Origin of the sequence: Marinobacter sp. es.048 (assembly GCF_900188435.1) — a bacterium.
Taxonomy (GTDB): Bacteria; Pseudomonadota; Gammaproteobacteria; order Pseudomonadales; family Oleiphilaceae; genus Marinobacter.
The window spans coordinates 1,239,225-1,265,811 of record NZ_FYFA01000001.1 but is presented as its reverse complement, the minus strand read 5'-3'; the positions used below and the strand labels follow the sequence as shown (position 1 = coordinate 1,265,811).

General features: G+C 57.9%; 24 protein-coding genes. 8 read left to right on the top strand and 16 right to left on the bottom strand.

The window, feature by feature from the left end:
• Positions 1-8 precede the first annotated feature (8 nt).
• On the top strand, positions 9-254 hold the full coding sequence (locus tag CFT65_RS05790; RefSeq protein WP_088827032.1) for a hypothetical protein: 246 nt from the start codon (positions 9-11) through the stop codon (positions 252-254).
• Here the strand turns inward: CFT65_RS05790 and CFT65_RS05785 are convergent.
• A complete protein-coding gene (locus CFT65_RS05785; RefSeq protein WP_088827031.1) occupies positions 232-1,803 on the bottom strand; it encodes an inorganic phosphate transporter in 1,572 nt (523 codons plus the stop codon). The two genes, CFT65_RS05790 and CFT65_RS05785, sit on opposite strands and share 23 nt — an antisense overlap.
• 92 nt (positions 1,804-1,895) lie before the next feature.
• Positions 1,896-2,336: a universal stress protein gene (locus tag CFT65_RS05780; protein ID WP_088827030.1), complete on the bottom strand. Its 441-nt coding sequence runs from the start codon at positions 2,334-2,336 to the stop codon at positions 1,896-1,898.
• Between the two features lie 314 nt (positions 2,337-2,650).
• Between CFT65_RS05780 and rhtB the strand changes: the two genes are divergently transcribed.
• The gene (gene rhtB, locus CFT65_RS05775; RefSeq protein ID WP_088827029.1) at positions 2,651-3,271 is read left to right on the top strand and encodes a homoserine/homoserine lactone efflux protein; all 621 of its coding nucleotides are present in this window, start codon (positions 2,651-2,653) and stop codon (positions 3,269-3,271) included.
• 12 nt (positions 3,272-3,283) lie between these two features.
• On the opposite strand, the gene CFT65_RS05770 is transcribed toward rhtB, so the two are convergent.
• From CFT65_RS05770 to dctP, 8 genes are all read right to left on the bottom strand, one after another.
• Positions 3,284-3,724: a DUF4124 domain-containing protein gene (locus CFT65_RS05770; RefSeq protein WP_088827028.1), complete on the bottom strand. Its 441-nt coding sequence runs from the start codon at positions 3,722-3,724 to the stop codon at positions 3,284-3,286.
• A gap of 129 nt (positions 3,725-3,853) precedes the next feature.
• Positions 3,854-5,062: a glycolate oxidase subunit GlcF gene (glcF, locus tag CFT65_RS05765; RefSeq protein ID WP_088827027.1), complete on the bottom strand. Its 1,209-nt coding sequence runs from the start codon at positions 5,060-5,062 to the stop codon at positions 3,854-3,856.
• A 2-nt stretch (positions 5,063-5,064) separates the two neighbouring features.
• Positions 5,065-6,132, bottom strand: coding sequence for a glycolate oxidase subunit GlcE (gene glcE / locus CFT65_RS05760; protein WP_088827026.1), 1,068 nt, complete (start codon positions 6,130-6,132; stop codon positions 5,065-5,067).
• Entirely contained in the window at positions 6,125-7,597 is a 1,473-nt protein-coding gene (locus tag CFT65_RS05755) for an FAD-linked oxidase C-terminal domain-containing protein (protein WP_088827025.1), read from the bottom strand. The genes glcE and CFT65_RS05755 overlap by 8 nt, the downstream gene beginning before the upstream one ends.
• A 39-nt stretch (positions 7,598-7,636) precedes the next feature.
• Positions 7,637-8,062 (bottom strand): GlcG/HbpS family heme-binding protein, encoded by a 426-nt coding sequence (locus tag CFT65_RS05750; protein ID WP_088827024.1) that lies wholly within the window; start codon positions 8,060-8,062, stop codon positions 7,637-7,639.
• A 22-nt stretch (positions 8,063-8,084) separates the two neighbouring features.
• Positions 8,085-9,620, bottom strand: a complete 1,536-nt coding sequence (locus CFT65_RS05745) for a TRAP transporter large permease (protein WP_088827023.1) — start codon at positions 9,618-9,620, stop codon at positions 8,085-8,087.
• Positions 9,617-10,321 carry a TRAP transporter small permease subunit gene (locus tag CFT65_RS05740; protein ID WP_088827022.1) on the bottom strand — a complete coding sequence of 235 codons (705 nt, stop codon included), beginning with the start codon at positions 10,319-10,321 and terminating at the stop codon, positions 9,617-9,619. The genes CFT65_RS05745 and CFT65_RS05740 overlap by 4 nt, the downstream gene beginning before the upstream one ends.
• 99 nt (positions 10,322-10,420) lie before the next feature.
• Positions 10,421-11,557 carry a TRAP transporter substrate-binding protein DctP gene (gene dctP, locus CFT65_RS05735; RefSeq protein WP_088828168.1) on the bottom strand — a complete coding sequence of 379 codons (1,137 nt, stop codon included), beginning with the start codon at positions 11,555-11,557 and terminating at the stop codon, positions 10,421-10,423.
• Positions 11,558-11,820: 263 nt separating this feature from the next.
• On the opposite strand from dctP, the gene CFT65_RS05730 reads away from it, so the two are divergent.
• The 5 genes from CFT65_RS05730 (at position 11,821) to astE (ending at position 16,652) form a co-directional block, all read left to right on the top strand.
• A complete protein-coding gene (locus tag CFT65_RS05730) occupies positions 11,821-12,579 on the top strand; it encodes an FCD domain-containing protein (protein WP_088827021.1) in 759 nt (252 codons plus the stop codon).
• Positions 12,580-12,734: 155 nt separating this feature from the next.
• The gene (locus CFT65_RS05725) at positions 12,735-13,505 is read left to right on the top strand and encodes an ABC transporter ATP-binding protein (RefSeq protein ID WP_088827020.1); all 771 of its coding nucleotides are present in this window, start codon (positions 12,735-12,737) and stop codon (positions 13,503-13,505) included.
• Positions 13,506-13,605: 100 nt separating this feature from the next.
• Positions 13,606-14,358, top strand: a complete 753-nt coding sequence (locus CFT65_RS05720; RefSeq protein WP_088827019.1) for a transporter substrate-binding domain-containing protein — start codon at positions 13,606-13,608, stop codon at positions 14,356-14,358.
• A 51-nt stretch (positions 14,359-14,409) separates the two neighbouring features.
• Positions 14,410-15,438, top strand: coding sequence for an ABC transporter permease subunit (locus tag CFT65_RS19190; RefSeq protein ID WP_088827018.1), 1,029 nt, complete (start codon positions 14,410-14,412; stop codon positions 15,436-15,438).
• A gap of 158 nt (positions 15,439-15,596) precedes the next feature.
• Positions 15,597-16,652: a succinylglutamate desuccinylase gene (gene astE / locus CFT65_RS05710; RefSeq protein WP_088827017.1), complete on the top strand. Its 1,056-nt coding sequence runs from the start codon at positions 15,597-15,599 to the stop codon at positions 16,650-16,652.
• A gap of 16 nt (positions 16,653-16,668) precedes the next feature.
• Here astE and CFT65_RS05705 read toward each other — a convergent pair whose 3' ends face one another.
• Positions 16,669-19,695: an efflux RND transporter permease subunit gene (locus tag CFT65_RS05705; protein WP_088827016.1), complete on the bottom strand. Its 3,027-nt coding sequence runs from the start codon at positions 19,693-19,695 to the stop codon at positions 16,669-16,671.
• On the bottom strand, positions 19,695-20,774 hold the full coding sequence (locus CFT65_RS05700) for an efflux RND transporter periplasmic adaptor subunit (protein ID WP_088827015.1): 1,080 nt from the start codon (positions 20,772-20,774) through the stop codon (positions 19,695-19,697). Before CFT65_RS05700 ends, CFT65_RS05705 begins: the two co-directional genes overlap by 1 nt.
• 166 nt (positions 20,775-20,940) lie before the next feature.
• Between CFT65_RS05700 and CFT65_RS05695 the strand changes: the two genes are divergently transcribed.
• The gene (locus tag CFT65_RS05695; RefSeq protein WP_088827014.1) at positions 20,941-21,576 is read left to right on the top strand and encodes a TetR/AcrR family transcriptional regulator; all 636 of its coding nucleotides are present in this window, start codon (positions 20,941-20,943) and stop codon (positions 21,574-21,576) included.
• A gap of 19 nt (positions 21,577-21,595) precedes the next feature.
• Here CFT65_RS05695 and astB read toward each other — a convergent pair whose 3' ends face one another.
• The 4 genes from astB to CFT65_RS05675 are packed head-to-tail and all read right to left on the bottom strand — an operon-like array spanning position 21,596 to position 26,586.
• Complete coding sequence (astB, locus tag CFT65_RS05690; protein ID WP_088827013.1) at positions 21,596-22,936, bottom strand: N-succinylarginine dihydrolase; 1,341 nt, start codon at positions 22,934-22,936, stop codon at positions 21,596-21,598.
• Positions 22,937-22,950: 14 nt separating this feature from the next.
• Complete coding sequence (gene astD, locus CFT65_RS05685; RefSeq protein WP_088827012.1) at positions 22,951-24,426, bottom strand: succinylglutamate-semialdehyde dehydrogenase; 1,476 nt, start codon at positions 24,424-24,426, stop codon at positions 22,951-22,953.
• Positions 24,414-25,514, bottom strand: a complete 1,101-nt coding sequence (gene astA, locus CFT65_RS05680) for an arginine N-succinyltransferase (RefSeq protein ID WP_088827011.1) — start codon at positions 25,512-25,514, stop codon at positions 24,414-24,416. Before astA ends, astD begins: the two co-directional genes overlap by 13 nt.
• A gap of 52 nt (positions 25,515-25,566) precedes the next feature.
• Positions 25,567-26,586: an arginine N-succinyltransferase gene (locus CFT65_RS05675; RefSeq protein ID WP_088827010.1), complete on the bottom strand. Its 1,020-nt coding sequence runs from the start codon at positions 26,584-26,586 to the stop codon at positions 25,567-25,569.
• Between the last annotated feature and the right edge of the window lies 1 nt (position 26,587).

Below are 26,587 nucleotides of genomic sequence, written 5' to 3'. Positions count from 1 at the left end.
GTCGGACAATGGGTTTCAAAGACTTGGTGGCCAGGCTCGACGATGTACTCCGCGAGCACGACAAGGGCAAATCCCTCAAGCGTAAGGAACTGAAGCGCCTGCAGCAGGAGCTTGAAAAAAAACAGGCAAAATACCGCGATCAGCTCAAGTCCGGCTCTTCCCGGGAAACCCCCGCTCAGACCGAAGTTCGTCTGAGAGTGGTCGAGGCCCAACTCGCGAAACTGCGAGACCTCATGGAAGAAGCATCCCTCTAATGGTGAAAAACAGCACAGCGGCTAATAACCCTGATAAAGGTACCGTAATCAACCATGCCGCCACGATTCTGAGCACCGCCGATCGCTTGACGAGCTCCTGACGGTACACTTGTTTCAGACTTTTACGATCGCTTTTCGAGATCGGTGCGGAGAGGCCCTTTTGCTTTTTCAGGTTCTCGAGGATTTCACCCTTCTCTTCGAACGAGGCCTCATCAAACTCCTTGAGTAAACGCTCCACTATTGCCCGATCTTCTCCGGCATGGTGGGCCTCGATTTCGTCTATCTTCCTGCGGTAGGTGGTTTTAAGATGCTCTCGCAAAAAGCCGACTCCGAACACGCCACCTATAGCAATATGGGTCGAACTCACGGGCAGGCCCAACTGGCTTGCAATGATGACCGTAATAGCCGCGGCCATGGCCACGCAGAACGCACGCATGCGGTCGAGTTCTGTGATCTCCGAACCAACGGTCCGGATTAGCTTCGGGCCATAAAGAGCCAGACCCAGCGCAATCCCGAGCGCCCCGACCAACAACACCCAGCTGGGAATCGCCGCCTGGGCTGCGACGCCGCCCTGAAGCACAGCTTCATTGATCGCGGCCAACGGGCCCACCGCATTCGCAACATCATTCGCCCCGTGCGCAAAACTCAGAAGTGCAGCCGAAAAAATAAGCGGATAAGTGAACAGGCTATCCACCCCCGCCTTACTGTTTTCCACTTCGGCAGAGGACCGGGCAATAAGCCATTTCGTAAGCCACCATACTATGACCGCAACTACCCCACCGAACACGATGGCGGGTAGAAATCCGACTTCGATGATCTTGCCCAGCCCCTTGACCACAAGATACGTGGCAAAGGCCCAGGCCATTATTGCCACGAACAGCGGTACGTTGTACCTGGCGGCCTGAGCAATGTCTCGCTTGTAAGTAATCCGGCGCTTGATCAGATACAGCGACAGCGCTGCAATCGCCCCGCCAAGTACTGGCGATATGACCCAGCTGGCAGCTATCTGGCCAAACTGGGTCCAATCCACGATATCGACGCCACCCGCCGCTATACCCGCGCCCATGACACCGCCGACGATTGAGTGGGTCGTGGAGACCGGTGCCCCGATGTAGGTGGCGGTATTCAACCAGAGCGACGCGGCAAGTAGCGCCGCCATCATGAGCCAGATGAAAGTGTCAGAATCTCCGATCAGCGCAGGGTCGATAATCCCCTTCTTGATGGTGCCCACGACATCACCGCCGGCTATCAGCGCGCCACTGGCCTCAAAGATCGCTGCTATCGCGATTGCACCGGCCAGGGTCAGTGCTTTGGAACCAACCGCAGGGCCCACGTTATTGGCGACATCGTTCGCGCCGATGTTCATCGCCATGTACCCGCCGATCATGGCCGCTATAACCAGCATGACCATGTTCGGCGCGTCAGCCCCGATCGAGCGCACGTACAACATGATCCCGGCCAGGAATATCACCGCCAGGCCGATACGAAAAACCTCAGCTCGACCGTAACGGGTCGCCCTTTCTATGGCATTGATTTGGTCCAGTTCCATAATTGCGCCGCTATCGTGTCGATACCTAGTGCAAGCCTCTGAGCCAAAAAAACCGCGACCAAGGTCGCGGTTTTTCGGCAGTGAGACCGTTATTATTCACTTACAACCGTCACCGGACGGTGGGCGTGTCTGACCACCTTTTCGCTGACACTGCCAAGAGTGAGGCTTCTCAACATCGAGTCACCACGCCGCCCCAGAAACATATGGGCGCCGGGATTTTCGTCGAGATATTCTACGATCTCCTTGGCTGGGTCACCCTTGAGCAGGACTTCTTCAGAAGGTTCAACAATCCCGCTTACGGCTTGCTTTGCGGCATCAAATGCCTTGCGTCCGTATTCGTTTGCCTCCTCATCGATATCACTTTGCCACACGCCGCTGACAATCAGTTTTTCCACCCTTGTGCCCGGAAAAACCGCCAGCAGTTTGAGTGACTGGCCAGTCGCCTTGGCAAGCTCGGCCGCCATTTTGGCGGCCTGCAATGAATGCTCTGAACCGTCACACGCGACTACAAAGCTTTGAGTACCGTTTGCCATGGTCGTCTCTCCCTTCCTATTGGATGTATTTTCAACATAACACTGATGCGCAAGCCGGATGATTGACCCAAGTCATACACCCGGGTGACTCCTTGAGGGCTTAAATTTCCGCTGAACACCATTCATTCCTTGAACCGCTATGACTCAGTGTAGAAGACAAGGCATCAAAATCTATTCAGAAAACCCAGACACTGTTTGCAAATGGCTGTGATTCCCGTTGAACGGGAAGCATTAACCGGTTTGAGGGCTGCGTCCTGCTGCTTGCCATTGCTGCCTATTCGGTGTATTTCTTGGCCTTTTAAGGAGCGTAAATCATGTCACTTGCAGCCTGGCTGACCTTCCTTGTTGCAGCCGTTCTGATCAGTGTCTCCCCGGGTGCTGGGGCGATCAATACCATGAGCAATGGTATGCGTTACGGCGTTCGCCGATCGCTGCCGGCCATCATGGGGCTGCAGCTTGGTTTTGGGATTCAGATTCTGTTGGTGGGTGCCGGGCTAGGCGCCATCATTGCCTCCTCGAACCTTGCCCTGTCAGTCATCAAATGGCTGGGTGTGGCTTACCTGATCTGGCTGGGCATTTCCAAATGGCGAGAGCCGGTGATGGAATCCATGGACGATGACCGTCAGCCCGTTAGCGGGTACAAGCGGTTCTGGAATGCCGTGTTCGTGAACCTCACCAACCCCAAGGCCACAGTCTTTCTGGTGGCTTTATTTCCACAGTTTCTGGTAGCAGGCGCACCCCATGGCCCGCAGTTGCTCACCATGGGCGTCACACTGATTCTGGTGGATTGCCTGGTAATGCTGGGCTACGCCCTGCTCGCCAGCCAGCTGTTCCGGTTCATGACCACGGCCCGACGTCAGCGGCAAATGAACCGTGTGTTTGGGGGGCTGTTCGTGACCGCCGCCGTCGCCCTGGCCAGCTTCAAGCGCGCCTGATACCAGGCTGAATCAACGCAGGATACATTCCCGGCTCAGCTTCTGGCTGAGCGTCCTGCGCTGCCGCCTGAGCGTATTCCCCCTATCGTTGCTATAGCCCGCCCGCAGTTTGGACTGGATCCGCTCCAGCTTGCTTCTGTAGGTTGCACAGGTCTTCTCAAGCTGGGCATCGGCCTTTTCTTTCGCGGTTATTCCCGAACCTCCCGGGCGGCCCGAGGCAAGCAGGCCTTCAACGTCTTTACGAATTCCGGACACACGCTTCCCTTGCCTGAGGTTCTCCGACATCGGTACTGTCACAGGCGCCTGCACCTGAAGCTGTTTATGGGGAATCTCTCCCGGCGGGTAATCGGAGAAATGTGCCACGCCTCGGCTGTCTATCCAGGTATAGACCTCAGCGTTGGCTACTGAAGCGATAAAAAAAGACAAAACAAGACCCGCCATCATCCTTGGCATACGGTTCCACTCCCTGTGGTTCGGTATTTTGGTCGGGCAGTATAGCGAAAAAAGCGCCGGCCTTGGGGCATATGAAAAAGGGCCAGATGAGTTTGCCATCTGACCCTTTTCCAGACCCGATTTCAGGCCTTACTGATCCAGTAGCTCAACCCAGTGCTGAACCGGCACCGGCGACTTGGTCTCCAGATGCATCTGGCAGCCAATGTTGGCGGTTACGATGCGGTCCGGATTATCGACGGTCAAAGCCTTGAGTTTGTTGCCCAGCAACTTCTGGCTCATCTCGGGCTGGGTCACCGAATAGGTACCAGCAGAGCCACAGCAAAGGTGCTTGTCCTTTGTTGCCGCAAGATTGACACCGGCACGGGTCAGGACCTGTTCCACCACACCGTTCTGCTTCATGGCGTGCTGCAAGGTGCAGGGACAATGGAATGCCACCTTGCCCGGGTCCTGGCGAACCTTGAGTTTCTCCAGATCCTGTTTCAGCAGGAAGGCGCCAAGATCGGTGCACAGCTCGCTTACCTTCTGGGCCTTGGCGGCATAGACCGGATCATCTTTCAGCAGATGGCCGTAATCCTGAACCATGGCGCCACAGCCGGAAGCCGTCATGATGATCGATTCCGCACCCGCTTCGATGGCGGGCCACCAGGCATCAATGTTCTGGCGCATTCTTTCCAGGCCTCTCTCATGCTCGGAAAGGTGGTAGTTCACGGCACCACAGCAGCCAGCCTCAGGCGCTTCCACCATAGTAATACCAAGCCGGTCCAAAACCCGGGCGGCGGCGGCATTGGTGTTCGGCGTGGCGGAAGGCTGCACGCAGCCTGCCAGTGCCAGCACAATGCGGCTGTGGCTGGCTGCAGGCCAAGGGCTGGCCTGCTTTCTGGGCGGCACCTTGGTGCGCAGTTTTTCCGGCAATACCGGGCGGAACACTTGCCCCAGGCGAAGCAGAACACCGAACAACTGACGATTGGGAATGACCCGCGCCAGGGCCCAGCGCAGCCACTTGTCTTTCGGCTCCCTGGGCATCTCCTTTTCCATCAGGCCGCGACTGATGTCCACCAGGCGGCCGTACTGGACACCGGACGGACAGGTGGTCTCACAGCTGCGGCAAGTCAGGCAGCGGTCCAGGTGCTCGCGGGTTTTCTCGGTAACTTCCGCCCCTTCCAGGAACATTTTCATCAGGTAGATCCGGCCACGAGGACCGTCACGCTCGTCGTTCAGTTCCTGGTATGTGGGACAGGTCGCGGTACAGAATCCACAATGCACACAGGCCCGCAGGATGGACTCGGCTTCCTGGCCTTCCTTAGTGTTGGCAAATTGTTGAACCAGATTCGTTTGCATAATTACAACCAGCTGTATAAACGTCCGGGATTGAAGATGTTGTCCGGATCAAACGCGTTCTTGATTCGGCGCTGAATGCCTTTAAGGGCCTCCGGCTGATGGTGCATCACCTCACCGCTGCGATCGCCACCCCGGAACAGGCTGACCTGGCCACCGGCAGCACGGGCGGAAGATTCCAGATCTTTCAACTCACCTCCGCCACGGAACCAGCGCTGGGAACCGGCCCAGTCGATAAACCAGTTGCCTTCCAGTTTCGGCGTGGCAGCGGTAGAACCTACCGAGAAGCGCCAAAGCGGTACGTCGTTACCGGCAAAAAACTCGTGCTGCATGTCCTGCACCTGTTGCCAAAACTCGTCGCCCTGCTCCATCACTTCGCCTGTCCACTTTTCAGCTGTGGCTTCCACACCGGATTTCGCACCGGCCAGGCGCAGATAAACCTTACCGTCCACCCAGCAGGCGGCCGTGATTGGCTTGGGCTCTGCCGCGCGGCTGTTCATGTAATGAATCACCTCATCCATGCCCATTTCCTGAACCAGAGTCAGGGAGGCCGCCGGCTTCGGCATCACTTTCATGCTGATTTCGGTGATCACGCCCAGGGTTCCCAGGGCTCCTGCCTGCAGCCGGGATACGTCGTAACCGGCCACGTTTTTCATAACCTGACCGCCAAACCGGAGGTGCTCTCCTTTACCGTTCAGCAGCCGGATACCCAGCACCTGGTCACGCACCGAACCGGCCCAGGGGCGCCCCGGACCAGAGAGGTTACATGCCAAAGTGCCGCCGATGGTGGAGGCCGCGCCAAAATGCGGTGGCTCGAAGTGCAGGCACTGACCTTCCTCAGCCAGAGTCGCCTCGATTTCGCTCAGCGGCGTGCCGGCACGGACAGTCAGCACCAGCTCGACCGGGTGATAGTCAACGATACCGGTGTGCTCGCCCACGTTGAGGGTTCCGGCATCGGGATCGGCGGCCCGGCCCATGAAGGCCTTGGTGCCACCACCGACAATATTGAGTTTGTGCCCGCTGTCCCGGGCCTGGAGCACCTGCTCCTTCAACTGTTGGGAAATATCAGCCATGGGCGGCTTCCGTATGCTCGTGCGTGTGTTGTTTGTGCTCAAGGGAGCGGTATTCCTGGCAAAACCGCAGGGCCGGCACACCCTTGCCCGGGTTCAGGATACCGGCGGGATCAAACGCGGCCTTCACGTCGTGGAACTGCTGCAGTTCCTCGTCGTTGAACTGCACCGCCATCTGACGAATCTTCTCAACGCCAACGCCATGCTCGCCGGTAATACAGCCACCTACTTCCACACACATTTCCAGAATGCGTGAGCCAAAAGCCTCGGTGCGCTCGAATTCGCCGGGCACATTGGCATCAAACAGAATCAGCGGGTGCAGGTTGCCATCGCCGGCATGAAATACGTTGGCTACGCGCAGTCCAAATTCCTCGGACATCTTTTCCATTTCGGTGAGAACGTAAGCAATCTCGCGGCGGGGAATGGTGCCATCCATGCAGTAGTAATCCGGGGAAATCCGGCCCACGGCCGGGAAAGCGGATTTACGGCCTTTCCATAACAGCGCGCGCTCTTCCTCACTCTGGGAGGTCCGGACGGACGTCGCACCGAGTTTGCGGAAGACTTCCTCGGCCTCAGCGATATGCTCGTGAACCTCCTCCTCGGTGCCGTCCACTTCACACAGCAGCAGGGCCTTGGCATCCCTCGGATAACCGGCCTGTGCGAAATCATCCGCAGCAACAATGGCATGGCCGTCCATCATTTCCAGGCCACCGGGGATAATGCCATGGGCAATGATTCCGCCCACGGCATCACCACCCTTCTGAACGTCATCAAACCCGGCCATGACAACCTGGGCCACTTCCGGCTTGGGCAGCAGTTTTACTTTGACTTCCGTCACCACACCAAGCAGCCCCTCCGAGCCGGTCATCAGCGCCAACAAATCCATACCGCAGCCGTCCAGACCATCACTGCCCACGGTCACAACATCGCCCTCGGCGGTGACCATTTCCACGCTGAGGATGTTGTGAACCGTCAGACCGTACTTGAGGCAATGCACGCCGCCGGAATTCTCGGCGACATTACCGCCAATGGTGCAGGCGATCTGGGAGGAGGGATCCGGCCCGTAATACAGACCATCCTGGGCCGCCTCTTCGCTGATGGCGAGGTTGCGCACCCCGGGCTGCAGTCTGGCCGTTCGGGCCAGTGGATCGATTTCCACGATGCGGTTGAACTTGGCCAGCGACAGCACTACGCCCTCTTTGTTGGGCATTGCACCGGCACTGAGCCCGGTTCCCGCACCACGGGCCACGACCGGTACTGCGTTTTCGTTACAGATGCGCATCACCCGCTGCACCTGTTCAACGGTCTCCGGCAGCACCACCAGCAACGGCATCTCGCAATACATCGACATGCCGTCGCATTCGTAGGGCTTCATGGTCTCGTCATCAGTGATAACGAAGTCCGGGTCGATAAACGCCCGGAACTGCTCCGCCAGCTCGGCTTTGCTGACTTTCGGCTTGGTAGTCATAGCACTCTCTGAGTGTGAATTACGTCAGTGTGACAGTCATCAACCGCGCTTTGTTTCAAAGTGGTCAAGACCGGCCTGGGCGCAGTCCATATCCTGCTGGGGGGTACCGGAACTGATCCCGATACCACCCACCACGTCGCCGTCGACGATCACCGGCAGACCACCGCCAACAGAGCTGATGCGTCCGCCAACTTCGGTATGAATCCCGAAGGCCAGACTGCCGGGCACGTTCACCTTGTTGTAGTCATGGGTGGCTTTTTTGGCTGCAGCCGCAGTGAAGGCTTTGTCCTGGGCAATGGTCACACTGGTAACCTTGCCGCCGTCCATGCGCTCGAAGGCCACAAGGTTGCCGGATTCGTCCACCACCGCGATACACATGGGTACGCCGATTTCACGGGCCTTTTCAGCGGCGCCCTCAATGAGGATGCGCGCCTCGGCAAGGTCCAGTCGTTTGATCGTCAACATAAAGCATTACTCCTTGATTTGATTAACCGTAAACCAGCCCTGGCAGCCAGGTTACGATGCCGGGGATCAGGATACACATGAACAGCCCGAACGCCTGAATCGCCAGAAACACCAGGGATGACTTGAAAATCGTACCCATGGATATCTCCGGCGGGCACACCCCACGGAGGTAAAACAAGGCGTAACCGAATGGCGGACTGAGGAATGACATCTGCATGTTGACCAGATAGAGCACACCAAACCAGAGCACAACGTCATCACCTGCCACAGGCGGAAAACCCAGAAGACCCGGGAACTCCAGCGCTTTGACAATGGGAATGAAGATAGGAACTGCGAGCAGAAGAATACCCACCCAGTCCAGAAACATACCCAGAACCACCAGCAGGAACATCAGCAGGAACAGGATGCCGTAAGGCGACATGCCAGTACCGAGGATGGCATCCGTGACAAATTGCTGCCCCCCCTGAAGGATATAGAAGCCCACAAAGACCGAGGCACCGAACATGATCCACAACACCATGGCGGATGCCTTGGTAGTGGTTACAGATGCTTCCCGCAGTCCGGCAATGGAGAACTTACCGTGCATCATGGCCACCACAATGGCGCCAAAGGAGCCGATACCGGCCGCCTCTACCGGCGTCGCAATGCCACCAAACAGCAGGCCCAGCACCAAAAACACCAAAACCAGTGGAGCAATCAGGTTTTTCGTGAGAATGAGCTTTTCTTTCAGGGAAATCCGCTCCTCCACCGGTACAGGTGGCCCAAGCTTCGGATTTATCCAACTACGGATCAGCACATAGGCAATATACAGGGAGGAAAGCATGAGGCCCGGAATTACAGAGCCGAGGTACAACTCACCGACCGATTGCTGCGCAACAACCGCGTAGAGAATCGCCAGGATTGAGGGAGGAATCAGTATGCCCAAAGTACCGCCAGCCATGATCGAGCCCAGCGCGATCTTCTGATCGTAACCGCGCTTGAGCATCGCAGGTAAAGCGATGATACCCATCGTGACAACTGCGGCCCCAATTACACCCACCATGGCTGCCAGGAGGGTAGACGCCAGAATAGTTGCAGTCGCCAGACCACCGCTCAGGCCGCCCATCCATTTATAGACGACACTGAACATCTCCTCAATCAGCCCCGCTCGTTCCAGCATGGAGGCCATGAAGATAAACAGCGGTATCGCCGCCAGATCAGAGTTGGTCATCATCGGGAAGATGCGCCCCGGCACGATGTTCAGCATCAGTGCATCGCCCACCAGGTAGATAAACATCACCCCGAGACCACCGGTCACAAAAGCCAGCGGCAGCCCCATCATCAGAGCCACGGCGAGGGAACCGAACATCAGATAAGTCAAAGGCCCGATCTTGACGTCAGAAAGGCTACCGGAGAGCTTGAACAGGAATTTCTCGTCGCTCCACGGGTCATAGAAAAGAATGTTGATCATTTCGACACAGATGACGAATGCCAGACCAACCGTGGCAATGATCAGCAGCCAGGTGCTCAGTTTCCCGACAAGGTTACTACCCGGCGCAGTTGTTGTATTTGTAGTCATGCCATGCGCTCCCGGCCAAGACGAACAAACAGGACGATATCTTTGATCAGCTTGGATATGCCTGCGAGTAACAGAAGAAATGAACCCAGCACCATCATGCCTTTAGCCGGCCAGTGCTGGATGCCCCAGGTCTCGACCGTGCGTTCATTCATTGCGTAGGAATCCTGGAAGAAGGTCCAGGAGGTAACCAGCAGAATCAGGGCAAACATGAAGAAGAACAGGGAAGTAAAGATATCCAGACCGATTCTCCCCCGCGGCGGCAGCATGTTGTACATGACATCGACACGAACATGAGCACCATGAAGCATGGCAAACGCGCCGGCCAGCATATACTGCATACCCAGTAACAGGAAGCTGGCTTCATGAACCCAGATGGTGGGCATGTTAAAGATGTAGCGCATGACCACACCAAAGAAATAGAAAACAACGGCATTGATTGTCCAGAACGACACGAACAGGCCGGATTTGTCACAGATCCAGTCCACTACCCTGGTAAACCAGTTCCCTTCGAACTGGAGATAAATCAGGGGATCATCCTCTTCCGCCTGCAATTCTCCCGGCGTCAATTCCGGTTCTGCAGCCTCGCCTCCGTGACCACTGCTCCACTTGTCCCAGGCCATCATGATCAGCGGCATAACCGCCAGCCAGCCCCAATAGAACCAGTGCGGCATTACGAATCCGAAACCTTCAAGATCAGACATGTTGATACTTCCTCAGCCACAAAACGGGGAAGGCGGGACGCCTCTTTCGGAGTCGTCCCTGACCTTCCCCCTGTTTCTTTGTTATTGGTTCGGAGAGTGTTACCGGCCCGGCACACCTTCCAGATCAGACTCCTCGATGTAGCCTACGGTCTCGTTCATCATGTACTCAACCTGAATGTCAAAGATGGCACGGGCATCTTCGTCCTTGTTCGCCCACTTGTACCAGATCGGAATGGCCCTACGGCGCCATTCATCCACGTCATCCTGGCTGAGACGGCTTACCGTATCGCCCGCGTCCTTGAACTTCTTCATGGCCTCAACGTTACGCTTCTGGATGGTCAGGTAGTGCTTCTGGGAATAAATCCGGACTTCATCCTCAACCAGTTGCTGGAGCTTCGGATCCAGGGCGTTCCAGGCACGCAGGTTCACGGTCAGATCCATCAGATCCACCGGCTGGTAGATCGACATCACGCCGGGAGGCCCAAACAGGATGTAATCCGTCACCTGAGAAAAGCCCAGTTCCCAGTTCACCGCAGGGCCCACATAGTCGGCCGCGTCGATGGTGCCTTTTTCCAGAGCCGGAAAGATGTCAGAACCCGGCATGCTCACAGTAGATGCACCGAATGCCTGGAAAACTTCAGCGACCATGCCACCCGGAACCCGGAGCTTCAGGCCTTTAAGGTCTTCGAGGCTGTTAACCGGTTGCTTCGAGTGGATAATATTTGCATCGTGCTGGATCGGGCCAACGTAGAACAGCCCGAACTTTTCGTAGATCTCCCGGGTCTTTTCCAGCATCCCCATGGAATAGAACATAATATCCCACTGGTGAGGCTGGTCAGGGCCGGCCGGGTAGGACGATAGAAACACGGATGCGGGAATCTTGCCGGACCAGTACAGCGTGAACGGGTTCATGCCCTGAAGAACACCACTGCGAACCGAATCGAACAGTGAATTGCTATCAGCAGCGACAGCTTTGGCAGGGAAACACTTGAAAATCAGTTCACCACCTGACTTCTCCTCCATGCCATTACACCAGTCTTCGAACAGGTCATAGCCGACCGTGCCGGCGTCCCATACGGACTGAATTTTCCAGGTTGTTGCAGCATGGGCCTGTCCGGCACCCATCAGCATCGCGCCGGCAAATGCCGCGCCTACCGCGACTGTTTTAAAAAAGCTTCTGCGAGGTGGGAGCTCGCCAGTGTCACAACTATTCCGGATGTTATTCTTCGAATTCATCGAAACGTCTCCGTTGGCTTTGTTTTTATCAGCGTCTATGGCAACGCCGGCACAGGCCGACATTACACTGATCTTCGTAGCCAATCCCGGTTTAGTCCAGTTCGGTGAGCACTGGTCTGACCAGTTTTTGAAGTATTAAAAATGGACGAAATACGCTGAATCGGCCATATTTAATGGGCTCGGACGCACATCAGGTGAGAACGGAAACACCAACAATCAGAAGCACTCACTGGTCAGACCAGAGAGCACAGACAGGCCCCAAAATGGCAATCTCCCAGGAAATCTCATACCGGCTGGAACGCCTTATTCTCGATGGCGGGCTGGCTCCGGAGCAAAAGATACCGTCCGAACGTCAGTTGGCAACGCGGCTGGGCGTGTCCCGTGCGGTCATTCGGGAAGCCCTGCATGAACTCCAGGGCCGTGGCGTGATCGAAACCCGCCACGGCAAGGGCTCGTTTGTCGCCAGCATGGTGCCCGGCGCAAACGAGCTCGGGGAGCAAAGCCCACTGATGCATCTTTTCGAAGGGCATCCGCGAACCCTTTTCGACCTTCTGGAAGTACGCGAACAACTGGAAGGTCAGGCCGCCTATCTCGCTGCCCTGCGGGCAACCCGGCTGGACCGGCATCGCATCACGAAGGCGTTCCGAGCACTTGAGGATACCGATCCGCTTCGCAACGCCCGGCTCGACCACGGCTTCCACCTGGCGATTGTGGAAGCATCCCACAACCCGGTTCTGGTGCATGTCCTGAATAGCCTCAAGAACATGATGCTGTTGACCGTTCAGGCCTCCGTTGCCAACCTGAACCCGAGAGAAGAAATGCGGAAGAAAATCGTCCGCCAGCATCGGCAGCTCTATGAAGCCGTCATTGCCGGCAAACCGGCCAATGCCCAGAAGGTGGCGATGGCCCACGTGCGGTTTGTGAGTGAGGCCATGAGAGACATGGAGAAAGACGGCGGCAAACTGATCAGGATGCCCATTGAACAGGACAAAGCAAGCGATCATCTGCGGGCAGAGGCCTGAGCATGGCAAAAAGCTTGCACTGGACAATCATTCGACCACAATGACATGCAGCGAACGGCGGTGAAATTCGGCAAAACGCTCCCTTTAAGGGATTGATTTCCGCATCCACAGTCCGTAAAACATGCGCCTTTGAATTACAGCCCCAGGAGTCACCCATGGCGGACCAAGCGCCTTTGATCTGCAGGGACATTTATAAGACCTTTGACCAACTCGAGGTGCTCAAAGGTATTTCACTGGAGACCCGCAAAGGCGACGTGGTTTCCCTGATCGGCAGCTCCGGCTCGGGCAAGAGCACCTTTCTGCGCTGCATCAACCTGCTGGAAACACCCACCTCCGGCGATATTATCGTGCACGGTGACCCAATAAGGTTCACAACCAACCGCAAGGGCGAACGTATTCCGGCCGATAACAAACAGGTTGAACTGATCCGGGCAAAACTTTCCATGGTCTTCCAGAGCTTCAATCTGTGGTCTCATATGACTGTTCTGGAAAACATCATTGAAGCCCCGATCCACGTCCTGAAAGTACCCAAGAAGGAGGCCATCGAGCGCGCCGAAGCCTACCTGAACAAAGTGGGCATCTACGAGCGCAAGGATTACTACCCGGCCCAGATGTCCGGCGGACAGCAGCAGCGGGCGGCAATTGCCCGGGCCTTGGCCATGGAACCGGAAGTCATGCTGTTTGACGAACCCACCTCAGCTCTGGACCCTGAGCTGGTGGGCGAAGTTCTCAAGGTTATGCAAAGCCTGGCGGAGGAAGGCCGAACCATGATCGTGGTCACCCACGAGATGTCATTCGCAAGGGATGTTTCGAGTCAGGTCCTGTTTTTGCATCAGGGCGTGATCGAGGAACAGGGTACCCCCGAGAAAGTGTTTGATCATCCGGATTCAGAGCGCATGAAGCAGTTCCTGACTCCCAACTTCTGACACTCGGTGCTATCTTGAACCGGTCAAGAAATAAAATGTTGGAACCAAAAACTTCCATCAAAAATAAAGCCCAAAAGGCAAACCACTGGAGAAGTTAGACATGAAGAAAATGATTGTTGCAGCAAGCTGCGCCCTCGCCATGATTGCCGGTGGCGCACAGGCCCAGGAACGGGATCTCCGAATCGCGTTCGACGTGCCCTATGCCCCGTTTGAGTACAAAGACGAAAATGGCGAACTGACCGGTTTCGAAGTGGAACTGGCCGAAGCCATGTGCGAAGAAATGAGCGCCAACTGCGAGTTCGTGATCCAGGCATGGGACGGCATGATTCCGGGCCTGCTGGCACGTAAATTCGACCTGATCATGTCCTCTATGTCCATCACCCCCGAACGCGCGGAGCGGGTTCTGTTCTCCGAACCGTACTACAACACCCCGGGTGGCTGGTTTGGCCCTGAGAGCTTCAACACCGACGTCACCGACATGGATGCGATGGAAGGCAAGACCGTTGGCGTTCAGCGCGGCACTACCATGGACACCTACGTAACGGAAAACATGGGCGGCATTGTCACCATCAAACGTTACACCACTGCGGACGACATGGTTCTGGACCTGGAAGGCCAGCGTCTGGATGTAGTCTTCGTAGATTACCCGGTGGGTGAAGAAACCGTTCTTTCCAAAGAGGGCTTCAAGGAAGTTGGTGAGCCGGTCAAGCTTGGACAAGGCGTGGGTGTTGCGATGCGCCAGCGTGATACCGAGCTTGCGGAGGAAGTGAATGCTGCCCTTCGTACCCTGAAGGAAGATGGTACCTACGACACCATCATGCAGAAGTACTTCGCTTACGACATCAAGATGTAAATCTGCCGAGGGGTGGCCCTTTGGGGCCGCCCCTGCTTACCGGACGCTCCCATGCTTGATCTGAAAGGCTATGGCCCGGCCCTGATGGAAGGGGCAATAGTCACCATTGAACTGGCCTTCCTGTCTCTTGCCCTCTCGGTTGCCCTGGGGCTGATTGGCGCGTCTGCCAAGCTCTCACAAAGCCGGGTTGCCAAAGGTATCGCCACTACCTACACCACACTGATTCGTGGCGTTCCAGACCTGGTCATGATGCTGCTGTTCTACTATGGCGGCCAGGTTGCAGTGAATATGCTCTCGGATTACGTCTGGGAAGCCTACGAAATCGACTTTTTCTTCCAGTTCGACCCGTTCATCTCCGGCGTAGTAACGATCGGGCTGATTTTCGGCGCCTATATGACCGAAACCTTCCGCGGGGCTTTCCTGGCCGTTGAAACCGGCCAGATCGAGGCTGCCCGAGCCTATGGTTTTACCCGTTTTCATACCTTCCGCAGAATCATGCTGCCACAAATGATGCGCCATGCCCTGCCCGGTCTGGGCAACAACTGGCAGGTTCTGCTGAAGACCACCGCCCTGGTTTCCATTATCGGCCTGACGGACATGGTTCGTGTGGCTGAAGAAGCTGCCAAGGCGGAGCGCATGCCGTTCCACTTTTTCATTCCGGTGGCGTTTGTCTATCTGGCCCTGTTGGCTTTCACACTGAACACAGCGGCCTATACCACGGAGATTATCCGTGGTGCGATTGTGTCTACGCCCAACGGTGAGATTGAGGCGGCCAAGGCCTATGGCATGAACTGGTTTATGCGCATGCGGCGGATTGTGTTGCCAAGTGCAGCGCGGCGGGCGGTGCAGGCCTACTCCAACGAGGTGATCTTCATGCTGCACGCCAGTGCCATTGCCAGTGTGGTGACCATCGTGGATCTGACCGGGGCGGCACGAAACATTTACTCCCGGTTTTATGCGCCGTTTGATGCGTTTATCTTTGTAGCACTTTGCTATATGGCACTCACGTTTATACTGGTTTTTGCCTTCCGCAAACTCGAAAACCATCTGTTGAAGCACCAGCGACCCGTCAACGGCTGACCCTGCTGATTCTGACTTGGGTGCCCGGGCAGGCAGGGTATTGCCTCCCGGGAACCGCTACGAGCACATCCATGTGCGCTTGACTGAAGCCAGCCATGGCTTCAGACATTCCCGGGAGGCAATACCCTGCCCGCCCCCAGACCTGGTTCGGGGATTCTATGTCGGCAAAACGTGACCTGTTCGGAACTAGTTCAGACTGGCTTTCCCACACCCTCGACAACTCGGATGCGTCACTTCCCGAAACCAAGACCTTCCTCCCCGACGGCACCCGCATAAGCCGCAAGGCCGTGGGCGTTCTGGACATTATTCCTCCGGCTGGCCGGAGCAATCCGAACGCTGAAGCCATCATCGTTTCCGCGGGTGTTCATGGGAACGAAACAGCGCCTATCGAGGTTCTGAACAAACTGGTTGCCGAACTGATTGATGGCGAATGGGAGCTGGCTTGCCCGGTCTTGCTGATTCTGGGTAACCCACCTGCGATGGTGGCTGGAAAACGCTTTCTGGAAGTGAACCTTAACCGGCTGTTCGATGGTGCTCATGGGCGGAGCGAATATGAGGGGCTGGATGAGGCTGCGCGGGCGCAGGAGCTTGAGGAGGCCTGTCGGCAGTTTGCAATGGCCAACCCTCAGGCGCTTTACCACTACGATCTGCACACGGCCATTCGCCCTTCTCACCGCGAGCGGTTTGCCCTGTATCCGTTTGTTGAGAATCGTTCGGTTCCAGTAGACCAGTGTGATTTTCTGCTGGAGGCGGAGGTGGAGACGCTTCTGCTACAGCATAAGGCGGGCACAACGTTTTCGTCGTTTTCCTCGTCGCTGCTGAAAGCCGAGAGTTTTACCGTGGAGCTGGGTAAGGTGCGGCCGTTCGGGCAGAATGATCTGGGGCACTTTTCCGGTATACAGGATGCCTTGCGACGGCGGTTCCGGGGGCAGCCCTCACCTTCCCCGCAGCCGCCGTTTGATCACCTGACGGTGTTCGAGGTGGTGCATGAGATTCTGAACACCGGAAAGAACTTCCGGTTCCATATTCCGGACGATGTCGCCAATTTCACCAAGTATCAGCCCGGCACAGTCATCTGGGAGGACGACGAGACCAGTTACCGGGTCGGGCATTCGCCGGAGGCGATTGTGTTTCCCAATCCGGAGGTGCCGGTCGGCCATCGAGTCGGGCTGATGATCCGGCCAAAAACGGGGTCAGATGAAAGCTTCATCTGACCCCACTTTCAACTACTCAGGCCGGGGCGTTTTCAGGTTCCGGCACGCTGACTTTGATCAACTGGGTGCAGACAGCGGGGATGACCAGCAGCGTGAGCACCGTTGAGGCCAGCAGGCCGGAGATGATGGCCCAGGCCATGGGTGGCCAGAGCGTGGAGCTTGAGAACGCCAGGGGCAGCAGGCCAGCCACGGTGGTTGCGGTGGTCAGCAGGATCGGGCGGGTGCGCTGCTCTACCGCGTTGCGCATGGCGTCGCGGATATCTCTTCCTTTCTCCAGTTCCCGATCCATCACGTCCAGCAGAACGATGGCGTTGTTCACCACGATTCCCACCAGGGCGATCACGCCCAGCAGAGACTGGAAACCGAAGGGTGAGCCGGACAGCACCAATCCGGGGAAAATACCGACGGTAGCCAGCGGCACCGTCAGAAGGATAATGCCGACCCGGCGGAAGGAGTTGAACTGCAGCAGCAGGAAGAACAGCAGCAACAGCATCCCGATGGGAGCTGCGGTGAGCAATGCGGTATTGGCTTCACCGGAGCCTTCGGCGTCACCGCCCATGGCCATGCGGGTACCCGGTGGTAACGGTTTTTTCTCAAGCCCTGCGTAAAGCCCGTCCAAAGCCTGGCTGAAACTGTAGCCGGTTTCCAGGTTTGCCGTGACGGTGTTCATCCGCACACCGTCACGCAGGTATCGAGCCGCCGGTTCCCAGGTGGTATCCACTGTCGCCACTGCTGAGAGCGGTACGGCGTCGCCTCGGTCGTTGTAAATATTCACTGACAGCAACCGTGAAAGCGACAGGGCCGTGCCTTCGCGGGAACGCAGCACCAGGGGAATGGGATCCTCTTCCTGGCGATAGCGCTCAGCCACCACACCAAAGCTCTGGCCATAGAGGCTCTGGGCCACATCGGCTCGGGTCAGGCCATATCGGGCCGCCGTGGCATCGTCGACGTTGATGGCAATACTCGGAACGCCAATATCCAGGTCATGGCGGACATCAACAGTGCCCTCAACACCTCTCAGGATGCTGAAAATCTGTTCCACCGCTTCGATCCGGGTGCCGTCGTCGGCGTGGTAAACCCGAATTTCCACCGGCGCAGCCCTTGGTGGCCCCTGCCCCAGGATACCCACGGTCACATCCAGTTCCGGCATCTGTTCTTTCACGTGTGCGCGAATCCAGCGGATCATGCCGGTAGTGTCTTCCAGTGTGGGCGTGGTAACCACCAGCCGTGCCCGGTTTGGTGCCTGGGGGGCGCGTTGCAGGTTGTAATAGAAGGACGGCCCGGTGAAGCCCACAAACCGGTGAACCTCCAGGGCATCCGGCTGTGAACGTATAATTCGTTCCAGGCTTTCCGTGGCCTCTGCCGTGCGGGCCTGGTCGGTGCCCTCGGGCATGAAGACTTCGACAATCACCCTCGGGCGATCGGCATTGGGGAAGAACTGCTTAGCCATAAAGGGGGTCATCGCAAGGCTAATGCCCACCAGAATGGCGCCGGCGGTAATCAGCCGTCCGGGATAGCGGGACACCAGGCTTCCCAGGAAGCGCGCCAATCCAATCAATCGGTCCTGACCGGCCTTGCGGCGGGGTTTCAGGAACCTGGCCGCCAGAAGGGGAACGGCCGAGATAGCGAGCAGGTAGCTGACGGACAGTGTCAGCATGATCATGACCGGCACGCCACGGGTAAAATCCGCGGCACCGCCCTTGGCAAGGAGCAGGGGTGCGAAGGCAGCCAACGTGGTTCCCGTTGAGGCCCCCAGCGGACCGGCCAGTTCACTGACGGCCTTGCGCAGGGCGTCCAGTCGGCGCATGCCCTCATCCAGATGCCCCTGGATGTTTTCAACAATCACGATGGCGTTGTCGATCAGGATACCCAATGAGATCACCATGCCGATCACCGCAATCTGGTGCAGCACACCGCCCCCCAGGTCGTAGAGCCCGACACTGATCAGGGCAACCAGCGGTAGAATCGAGGCCACCAGCAGGCCCATCCGGATGCCCATGCCGGTGAAAACCACTGCAACGATGATCAGTACCGAGAGCACCAGGCTCCAGGCCAGGTTATCGAGACGTTCCTGTACCTTGTCCGGCTGAAAAAACATCTCGCGGATCTCGTAGGGTTCAAAATCTCCGCGAATCTGGTCCATGCGTTCGCGCACATGCTCACCAAAGCGGATCGCATCGGTGGTGCCCTCTTCCATGATGATGGAGACCAGCACCACCCGTTCGCCGTCGTACCAGGTTTCCGGCTGCCGAGGTTCAGCCGGTCCGCGCCAGACATCCGCCGCTGCGGCCAGCGGTACCTGGGAGCCGTCGGGCAATTCAATGGGCGTGGCCCGAATCGCGTCAATATCGGCAAATTCGCTGTTGGGAAGCACTGAGAGGCGGCGGCCATTGACCACCACGAAGCCGCCGGGAATGGTCTGGTTTCGCCGCGCCAGCGTGTCCAGCACCCGCGCAGGTGAGATACCAAGCCGGAAGAGCGCGGTATCGTCCAGGGCCAGCGTGATCTGCTCGTCGGCATCACCTTCCAGCTCAATCCGGGAAACCCCCGGCAAATCCGAGAGGTTCTGCTTCAGCCGTTCAGCGACGTCGGACAATTCCGTTACTGACGGCGAGCCACCCACGGCCATGACAATGGCGGGGATATCAATCAGGCGATCATCGAGCACCATCCGACCCACATCGTCCGGGAAGTCCTGCTTCGCTCGTTCCATGGCCTGACGTACCCGGTCCCACGCGGGATCGGTGTCGTAAATGTCATCGTTCAGACGCAGGCGGACCAGAGCCACGCCAGTGCGAGCAGTTGACTGGGTAAAATCCACCTCCTCCACCTGCCGAAGCTCATCCACCAAAGGCCGAAGCACAAGCCGTTCGACAGCCTCGGCGCTGGCGCCCGGATAATTGATGCTGATCAGACCTGCCCGATATGGAAAGGATGGATCTTCCTGGCGCGGCATGGTGCTGTAGGCAGCGATACCAAGCAGGCAGAGCATGGTGACCACCATGCCCAGCAGGCGCTGGCAGTTCAGAAGCCGGCGGGTCATCAGCGTACCTCCACGGCATCACCGTCCGCCAGCCGCGTCATGCCGGCATAAACCACCTGATCACCGGGGGACAGATCGCCGGAGGTAACCACCACCCGCTCGCCAACGACTCGGTCGACTTCTACCGCAACACGGGAGGCCACATTATCCCGTACCCGGAACACACTGACGCCCTCGGCGTTGCGGATCACCGATAGCAAGGGCACCGTGAGCGCCGACTCCCGAACCGGCGTAATACCGACCTCGACTGGCTCGCCAGGCTCCAGCGTGTTAACCGGCAGACTCACCAGAACCGGATGCAGCTCGCCGCGAATGGCACTGGCCTGGGCAATCTCGACCACCGAACCGGACTGTGGCGGGCGACTTCGGTCCTGAACCGACCACACAGGCAAGGTTTGCTCCAGCTCCACGTGGTCCAGAAGATACGCCGGCACCCGCACTTCCACTTCGCGACCCTCCGGCGAGGAAAGCCGCATCACCGGCTGCCCGGCGGCAACAAATTCATCCCGCTCGACCAGCAGGGCTTCTACGCGGCCGGAAAAGGGCGCCCGAAGACTACTCTCTTCCAGCAACTGGGTTGCCTCTGCCAGGGACGCCCGCGCCGTTGCCACGCTGGCTTCCAGGGAATCCCGCCGTGCGGCAAGCTGCTCGAGGGTCTGCTCGGATACAACGCCACGCTCATGCAATCGGCTGGAACGTTCCCACTCCCGCTGTGCCTGCTGATACTGCGTTCTCAATTCTGCCAGCCGGGCCCTGGCAGAATCCCGGGCTGGCTCCAGGCCAGGATTGTAGACCCGGGCGAGCAGATCACCGGCCTGCACCTTCTGCCCGAGCTCCACCGCCTGCTCTTTGAGGGTGCCACTGACCTGGAAGGTCAGCGTCGCGCGCTGAGTGGCGCGAACAATACCTGAGAACCGCAGCGGCATATCCTGGCTTTCTCCGCCGGTAACCTCTGACACACGCACTGAAACCTTATGCTGCCCGGATTCCGGGGCTACGTCACCGGCTTTACAGCCCGACAGAAACAGTGAAAAAACCGCAAGAGAAACGATGACGACGGGGATTCGAAGTGGTGTCATGACTCGTCCTTTCATCCATGCTTGTGTAGTTGGCGGGATCCTGTCCATGGAGAAACCCGACGGTAATTTTAGACATAATGTCATTCTTTGACATTTTGTCAATAATCGTGTTTGATTCGTTTTCAGGTATCCTGTGCCCGCTGTTACCAACTAACCGGATCATTGAATGAGCGAACCGCTGAAGACCCGCCGCGAACGGGAGAAACAGGCCCGTTACGACACCATTCTGGACGCCGCCGAACTGGTGTTTTCAGAAAAGGGCTACGAGCGAACGTCCATGGACGACATTGCCCGCACCGCCAGTCTCAGCCGGGCCTTGCTGTACGTGTACTTCAAGGACAAGGCCGCCATACAGCGGGGCATCATGCTCAGAGCGGGGCACAGCCTTTTCCGGCGATTCGAGGAGGCAAGACAGACCGCCGATAACGGCCTGGCCCAGATACGGGCAATGGGGGAATCCTACTACCGATTTTATCTGGAAGAACCGGATTACTTCTCGGCGCTGACCAAGGCGTCCACCGCCATGGCGGAGGCAGATGAAAGTCAGACGGAAGAAATGTTGTGCTCCAAATCAGACCTGATGGAGCTGATGGTAGGGGCCATCGAACTGGGGCTCCGGGACGGCACCATGAACCGGGAACGGATTAACGACCCCGTTCAGACCTCACTATACCTGCGCGGCGCCCTGCACGGGGTGATCCTGCTCTGCCAGTCGGAAATGGGCGAAGGCAATCCGGAGTTTCCTGCCGAGCAGCTGATCCGGCATACCATGGATATGCTGACGTCCTCGATTTCCGCCTGACAGGCCGGCAGGCCGCTCGCTAAAGCTGAAAATCGTAGATCGAGCCGAGGCCCATGATCCCGGTAAGTTCATCCAGGGCCTTGCGGACCTCTTCCAGCAACATCGGATCGCCAAGCTCGTTCTGGCTAAGCTTATCCCGGTAATGGGCTTCCACCCAGGTGGTCAAACGCTCATAGAGTTCATCGGTTAGCAGCACACTCCGGTTGATGGCCTTCAGCTCATCGTCGTTGAGCACCACCCTCAACCTCAGACAGGCCGGGCCACCACCGTTGCGCATAGACTGCTTGACGTCGAACACTTCCACCGCCGTAATCGGCCCGCCGGAATTCACCAGACTATCCAGGTAACGGCTGACTGAAGCCACTTCCCGGCACTCGCCGGGCACCGCCAGTAGCATACCGTCGGGCGTGTTCAGCAACTGACTGTTGAACACGTACGAGGCCACCGCATCCTCCAGCGGCACATCGGCGCTGCTGACACGAACCGCTTCCAGCTCCGCGCCGGTAAGGCGCTCCCGGATGTCCGCCAGCACCTGCTCTTCCTTCAGAAAAGCCATCTCGTGATAGAACAGGGTATTGCCATTGCCCACGGCGATTACATCGTTGTGAAAAACGCCGCCATCAATGGCGTCCGGATTCTGTTGGGCAAACACCGCATGCTGCTCCTTGAGGCCATGCAGCCGCGCCACCGCCCGGGACGCCTCGAGGGTCTGTCTGGCCGGGTATTTCTTCGGGGCTGGTGCCTGCTCATTGAACGCAATCTGACCATATACAAACAGCTCCACACCGGGCTCGCCGTAACCGGCACACAACCGGGTGTGGTTGGCCGCGCCCTCGTCACCAAAGTGGCTGACAGACGGCAGCGCAGGATGATGGGCAAAGTAGCTTTCGTCAGCAAAGATGGCTTTCAGGGAGCGGCCGGTCACCGTGTGTTCGATGGACCTGTGAAACTTGGCACTCAGGTTGGCCGGGGTGAAATGCACGCGGTGGTCTGAGGTATCCGCACTGGGCGATACCGTGGCGGCATTGGCCGTCCACATCGGCGAGGCAGAAGAGACCGCCGCCAGGATCGACGGGCTGGATCTGGCCGCCTGCTCCAGCACACGGGCGTCCGTCCCTTCAAATCCCAGGGCCCGAAGCGTTGGAACATGCGGGCGTTCATGGGGTGGCAGAACGCCCTGCACATACCCCCGGTCCGCCAGACGCTTCATTTTGGCCAGGCCCTGCAGTGCCGCCTCTTTCGGATTCGAGACGGAACTGACATTGGACTTGGAGGCCACATTACCCCAAGACAGTCCGGCGTAATTGTGGGTGGGGCCAACCAGACCATCGAAGTTTGCTTCTACCGCGTGTTTCACCATGGCACTGGGTTCCGTTAATCGAAATTGAGGCCGGGTGCCAGGGAGTCTGGCATCTCACTCTTGCCGGCCTCCAGAGAAGCCATGGGCCAAGCGCAGTAGTCGGCAGCGTAGTAGGCACTCGGGCGATGATTGCCGCTGGCACCAACACCACCAAAGGGGGCCGCGCTGCTGGCGCCGGTCAGCGGCCGGTTCCAGTTCACGATACCGGCACGGACCTCTTCCACCAGCCGCTCGTACAGCTTCCGGTCGTCCGTCAGGATGCCCGCTGAGAGCCCGTAACGGGTGTCGTTGGCCAGCTCCAGAGCGTCGTCAAAGCTCTTGTAGCGATAGACCGTCAGCAGTGGCCCAAAGAATTCCTCATCGGTCACGTCCAGACCTGTGGCATCTATGATACCGGGCGACAGCAGACCGGTTCCCGATTTCAGGGACTTCATTTCCAGCAGTGATTTGCCGCCCTTCTCGAGCAGGCTGGCCTGGGCCGCCAGGAGTTTGTCGGCGGCTTCCGCGGAAATCACAGAGCCCATAAACGGCTGCGGATCGGCGTCAAACTCACCGACCTTGATACGGGCGGAAACTTCAACCAGCCGGTCGAGGAACGCGTCGCCTTTCTTGCCCTTGGGTACCAGCAGTCGACGTGCACAGGTACAACGCTGGCCGGCCGACAGGAAGGCCGACTGCAATGCATGATGTACCGCGCCGTCCACGTCGGCCACGTCCTGAACGATCAGCGGGTTGTTGCCACCCATCTCCAGGGCCAGGATTTTCTCAGGCTGGCCGCCGAACTGTTTGTGCAGCAGGTGTCCAACGGTCGAGCTGCCGGTAAAGAACAGGCCATCGATCGTGAGGTGAGTGGCCAGGGATTTGCCAGTATCCGAACCACCTTGCACCAGGTTGATCACACCGTCCGGAATACCAGCCTTCTCCCAGAGTTTTACCATCAGCTCGGCAACCCCGGGGGTCAGCTCGCTCGGTTTGAAGACCACTGTGTTGCCGGCCAGCAAAGCGGGCACTATGTGGCCGTTCGGCAGGTGCCCCGGGAAGTTGTAGGGGCCAAATACCGCCACCACGCCATGGGGCCGGTGCCTGAGCACGGCGTGCCTACCGGCAACATCGGATTCGGATGTGCCGGTGCGGTCGTTGTAGGCTTTCACCGAAATGCCGATCTTGCCGATCATCGCCGCCACTTCGGTGCGGGATTCCCAGAGCGGCTTACCCGTTTCCAGACCAATCTGATGGGCCAATTCTTCCTTGTGAGCCTCAAGCAACTCGCCAAAGGCTTCGACAATGGCCTGACGTTCGGCAAAGCTCTTGCGCTGCCACTTCACAAAGGCATTTCGGGCCTCACGAACGGCCGCATCAACATCCTCCAGGTTGGCGCTTTCGCCATCCCAGATTGTTTCACCGTTCACCGGCTGGACAGATTCGAATACCGGCCCATGACCCGGTAGCCAGAGCCCGTCGATAAACAGTTCACCTGTCAGCTTTGCCATTTCGATGCACCTCCCGGTACTGAGCTTCTATAACTATGTTTGGTCAGTAGCCCCGAGTCTTTCAAGGGGGCCAAACGAACCGGATCACCCGATTCAATCTGCAACGCCTCGGCCACTTCCGGCGGCAGGCTGACGGTATCCGGCCCGATGCAGTCTATCGGCAGGGTGGTCACCCGGAAGTCCCGGAATGAGCGGTTGGATACCATTACCCGCTCATCGGCAGGCACGTCCAAGCTGATCGGCTTGCGCGTCACCATGGCGTGCCGGTTCATGCCTTCCCGTACCGTGCGGATATTGTGAACGAAGGCTTCAACCACGGGCCCGCCATCAAAAATGTCCACCAGTCCGTTGAAGTTGAACCCCTCGGACTGAAGCATCCGAAGCGCCGGCGCGGTATTGTCGTGAACCCGGCCGATCACGGCACGGGCTGATTCCGGCAGCATGGACAAGTATATCGGATACTTGGGCATCAACTCGGCAATAAATGACTTGTTGCCCAACCCCGACAGCATGTCCGCCTCGCTGAACTCCATGTCGAAGAACTTGGTTCCCAGCGCATCCCACAGGGGGCTCCGCCCCTGGGTATCAGACACACCGCGCATTTCCGCGAATATTTTTTCAGAAAAGTGTTTCCGGAATTCATCCAGGTACATGAACCGGCACCGGGAGAGCAGCAGCCCGTTGCCCCCGCCCTTGTATTCATCAGACAACAGCAGCGAGCAGATTTCGCTGGTATCGGTCATATCGTTGGACAGGTGCAGCGTTGGGGTCCGTACGTGAACACCCAGCTCTTTGGAGGCATTGACGGCCACGCTCAGGCGGTAGTTGTAGAACACCTCATCCAGACCAACCCGGGCCTGGATACCGCTGATCCCGACCGTTTTCTTCCGCTCGATATCCACCAGTGCAAACAGGTAAAGCCCTGCTTCCGGCGCAATGCGCTGGTTAAAGGTCTCCCGGGCGTGATTGATCTTCTTCTGCAGAAGCTCGCGGTCCGCCGGGAGAGTGGTCAGCCCCTTCCCGGCGCTCTGGGACATGGCATACAGGTCATCAAGATCGTTTTCCTGCAACGGGCGAATTACCAGCATGGTGTCGCCTCCCTGATCCAGGCGAGTTGATACTTTACTATTCCCATACCTTTCATAGCGGCCCGATCCTTACCCGGTCACCCGCGGTCCTGTTCAGGGTCTTCCAGGTCGAGACCGGAACCTTGAGTTTGTCGTCCAGCGTTTCAGCGACCGGTGTCAGGGTGCAGCGGAACTGTTCACGCTCGCCGGCAGCGATCAGACAGGTTTCGCCAGTATCTTCATTGGTGCCATGAAGTTCCTTCGGGTGACTGGTCACCAGGGTTTTCAGGCTGTCGGTACGCGCTTCAAGGACCGGGCCGGCATCAAAAATGTCCAGATAACTGCCCGGCTGGAACCCTTCCCGCTGCAGCAGCTCGAAGTTAGGCACGGTTATCAGATGCGGCTGCCCCATTGCCTTCTGGGCCGCCTCGCTCAGCAGCGTGACATAGATGGGATTGGGCGGCATGAGCTCGGCAATAAAGGTCTTGCTCAGTTGACCGGAGTACTGGTCCGCCGTCTCGAAATCCATATCAAAAAAGTGCCGGCCAAGGCTGTCCCAGAAGGGCACGCTGCCATCCTCCAACTGCACGCCCTGGATCTCCACAGCCATCCGCGCGGTAAACCATTCACGATGATCGGCGATAAACAGAATCCGGGCCCGGGACAATAATTCGAACGCATCGGTCCCCTGCAGTTCGGGGCGGATCGAGAACGAGCACAGCAGGGAGACATCGGTGAGCGAATGGGAGGGATACAGCACTTCCACCCGACGCGAAACCCCCAGCTCATGGGATGCGTGGATCAGGGCATCCCGCCGATAACTGTAGAAGGGCTGACCATTGCCGGCGCGAGCATCAATACCGGCCGTGCCGGCAATGTCCCCGGTCTCGGTGTCTTCGAGCACGAACAGGAACCTGGGTGAATCATCCTCGGGGCTGATCCTGCCAGCAAAGGAAGCCAGTGATTGCTCGATCTTGTAGGCCAGGGCATCGCCGTGCTTGGGCAGGGTGGAGGAAAGACGGGCACACTGAGTGCCCGCAATGGCAAGAATCTGGTCCAGATCATCCGGCTGAGCCGGACGTACCAGCCACATA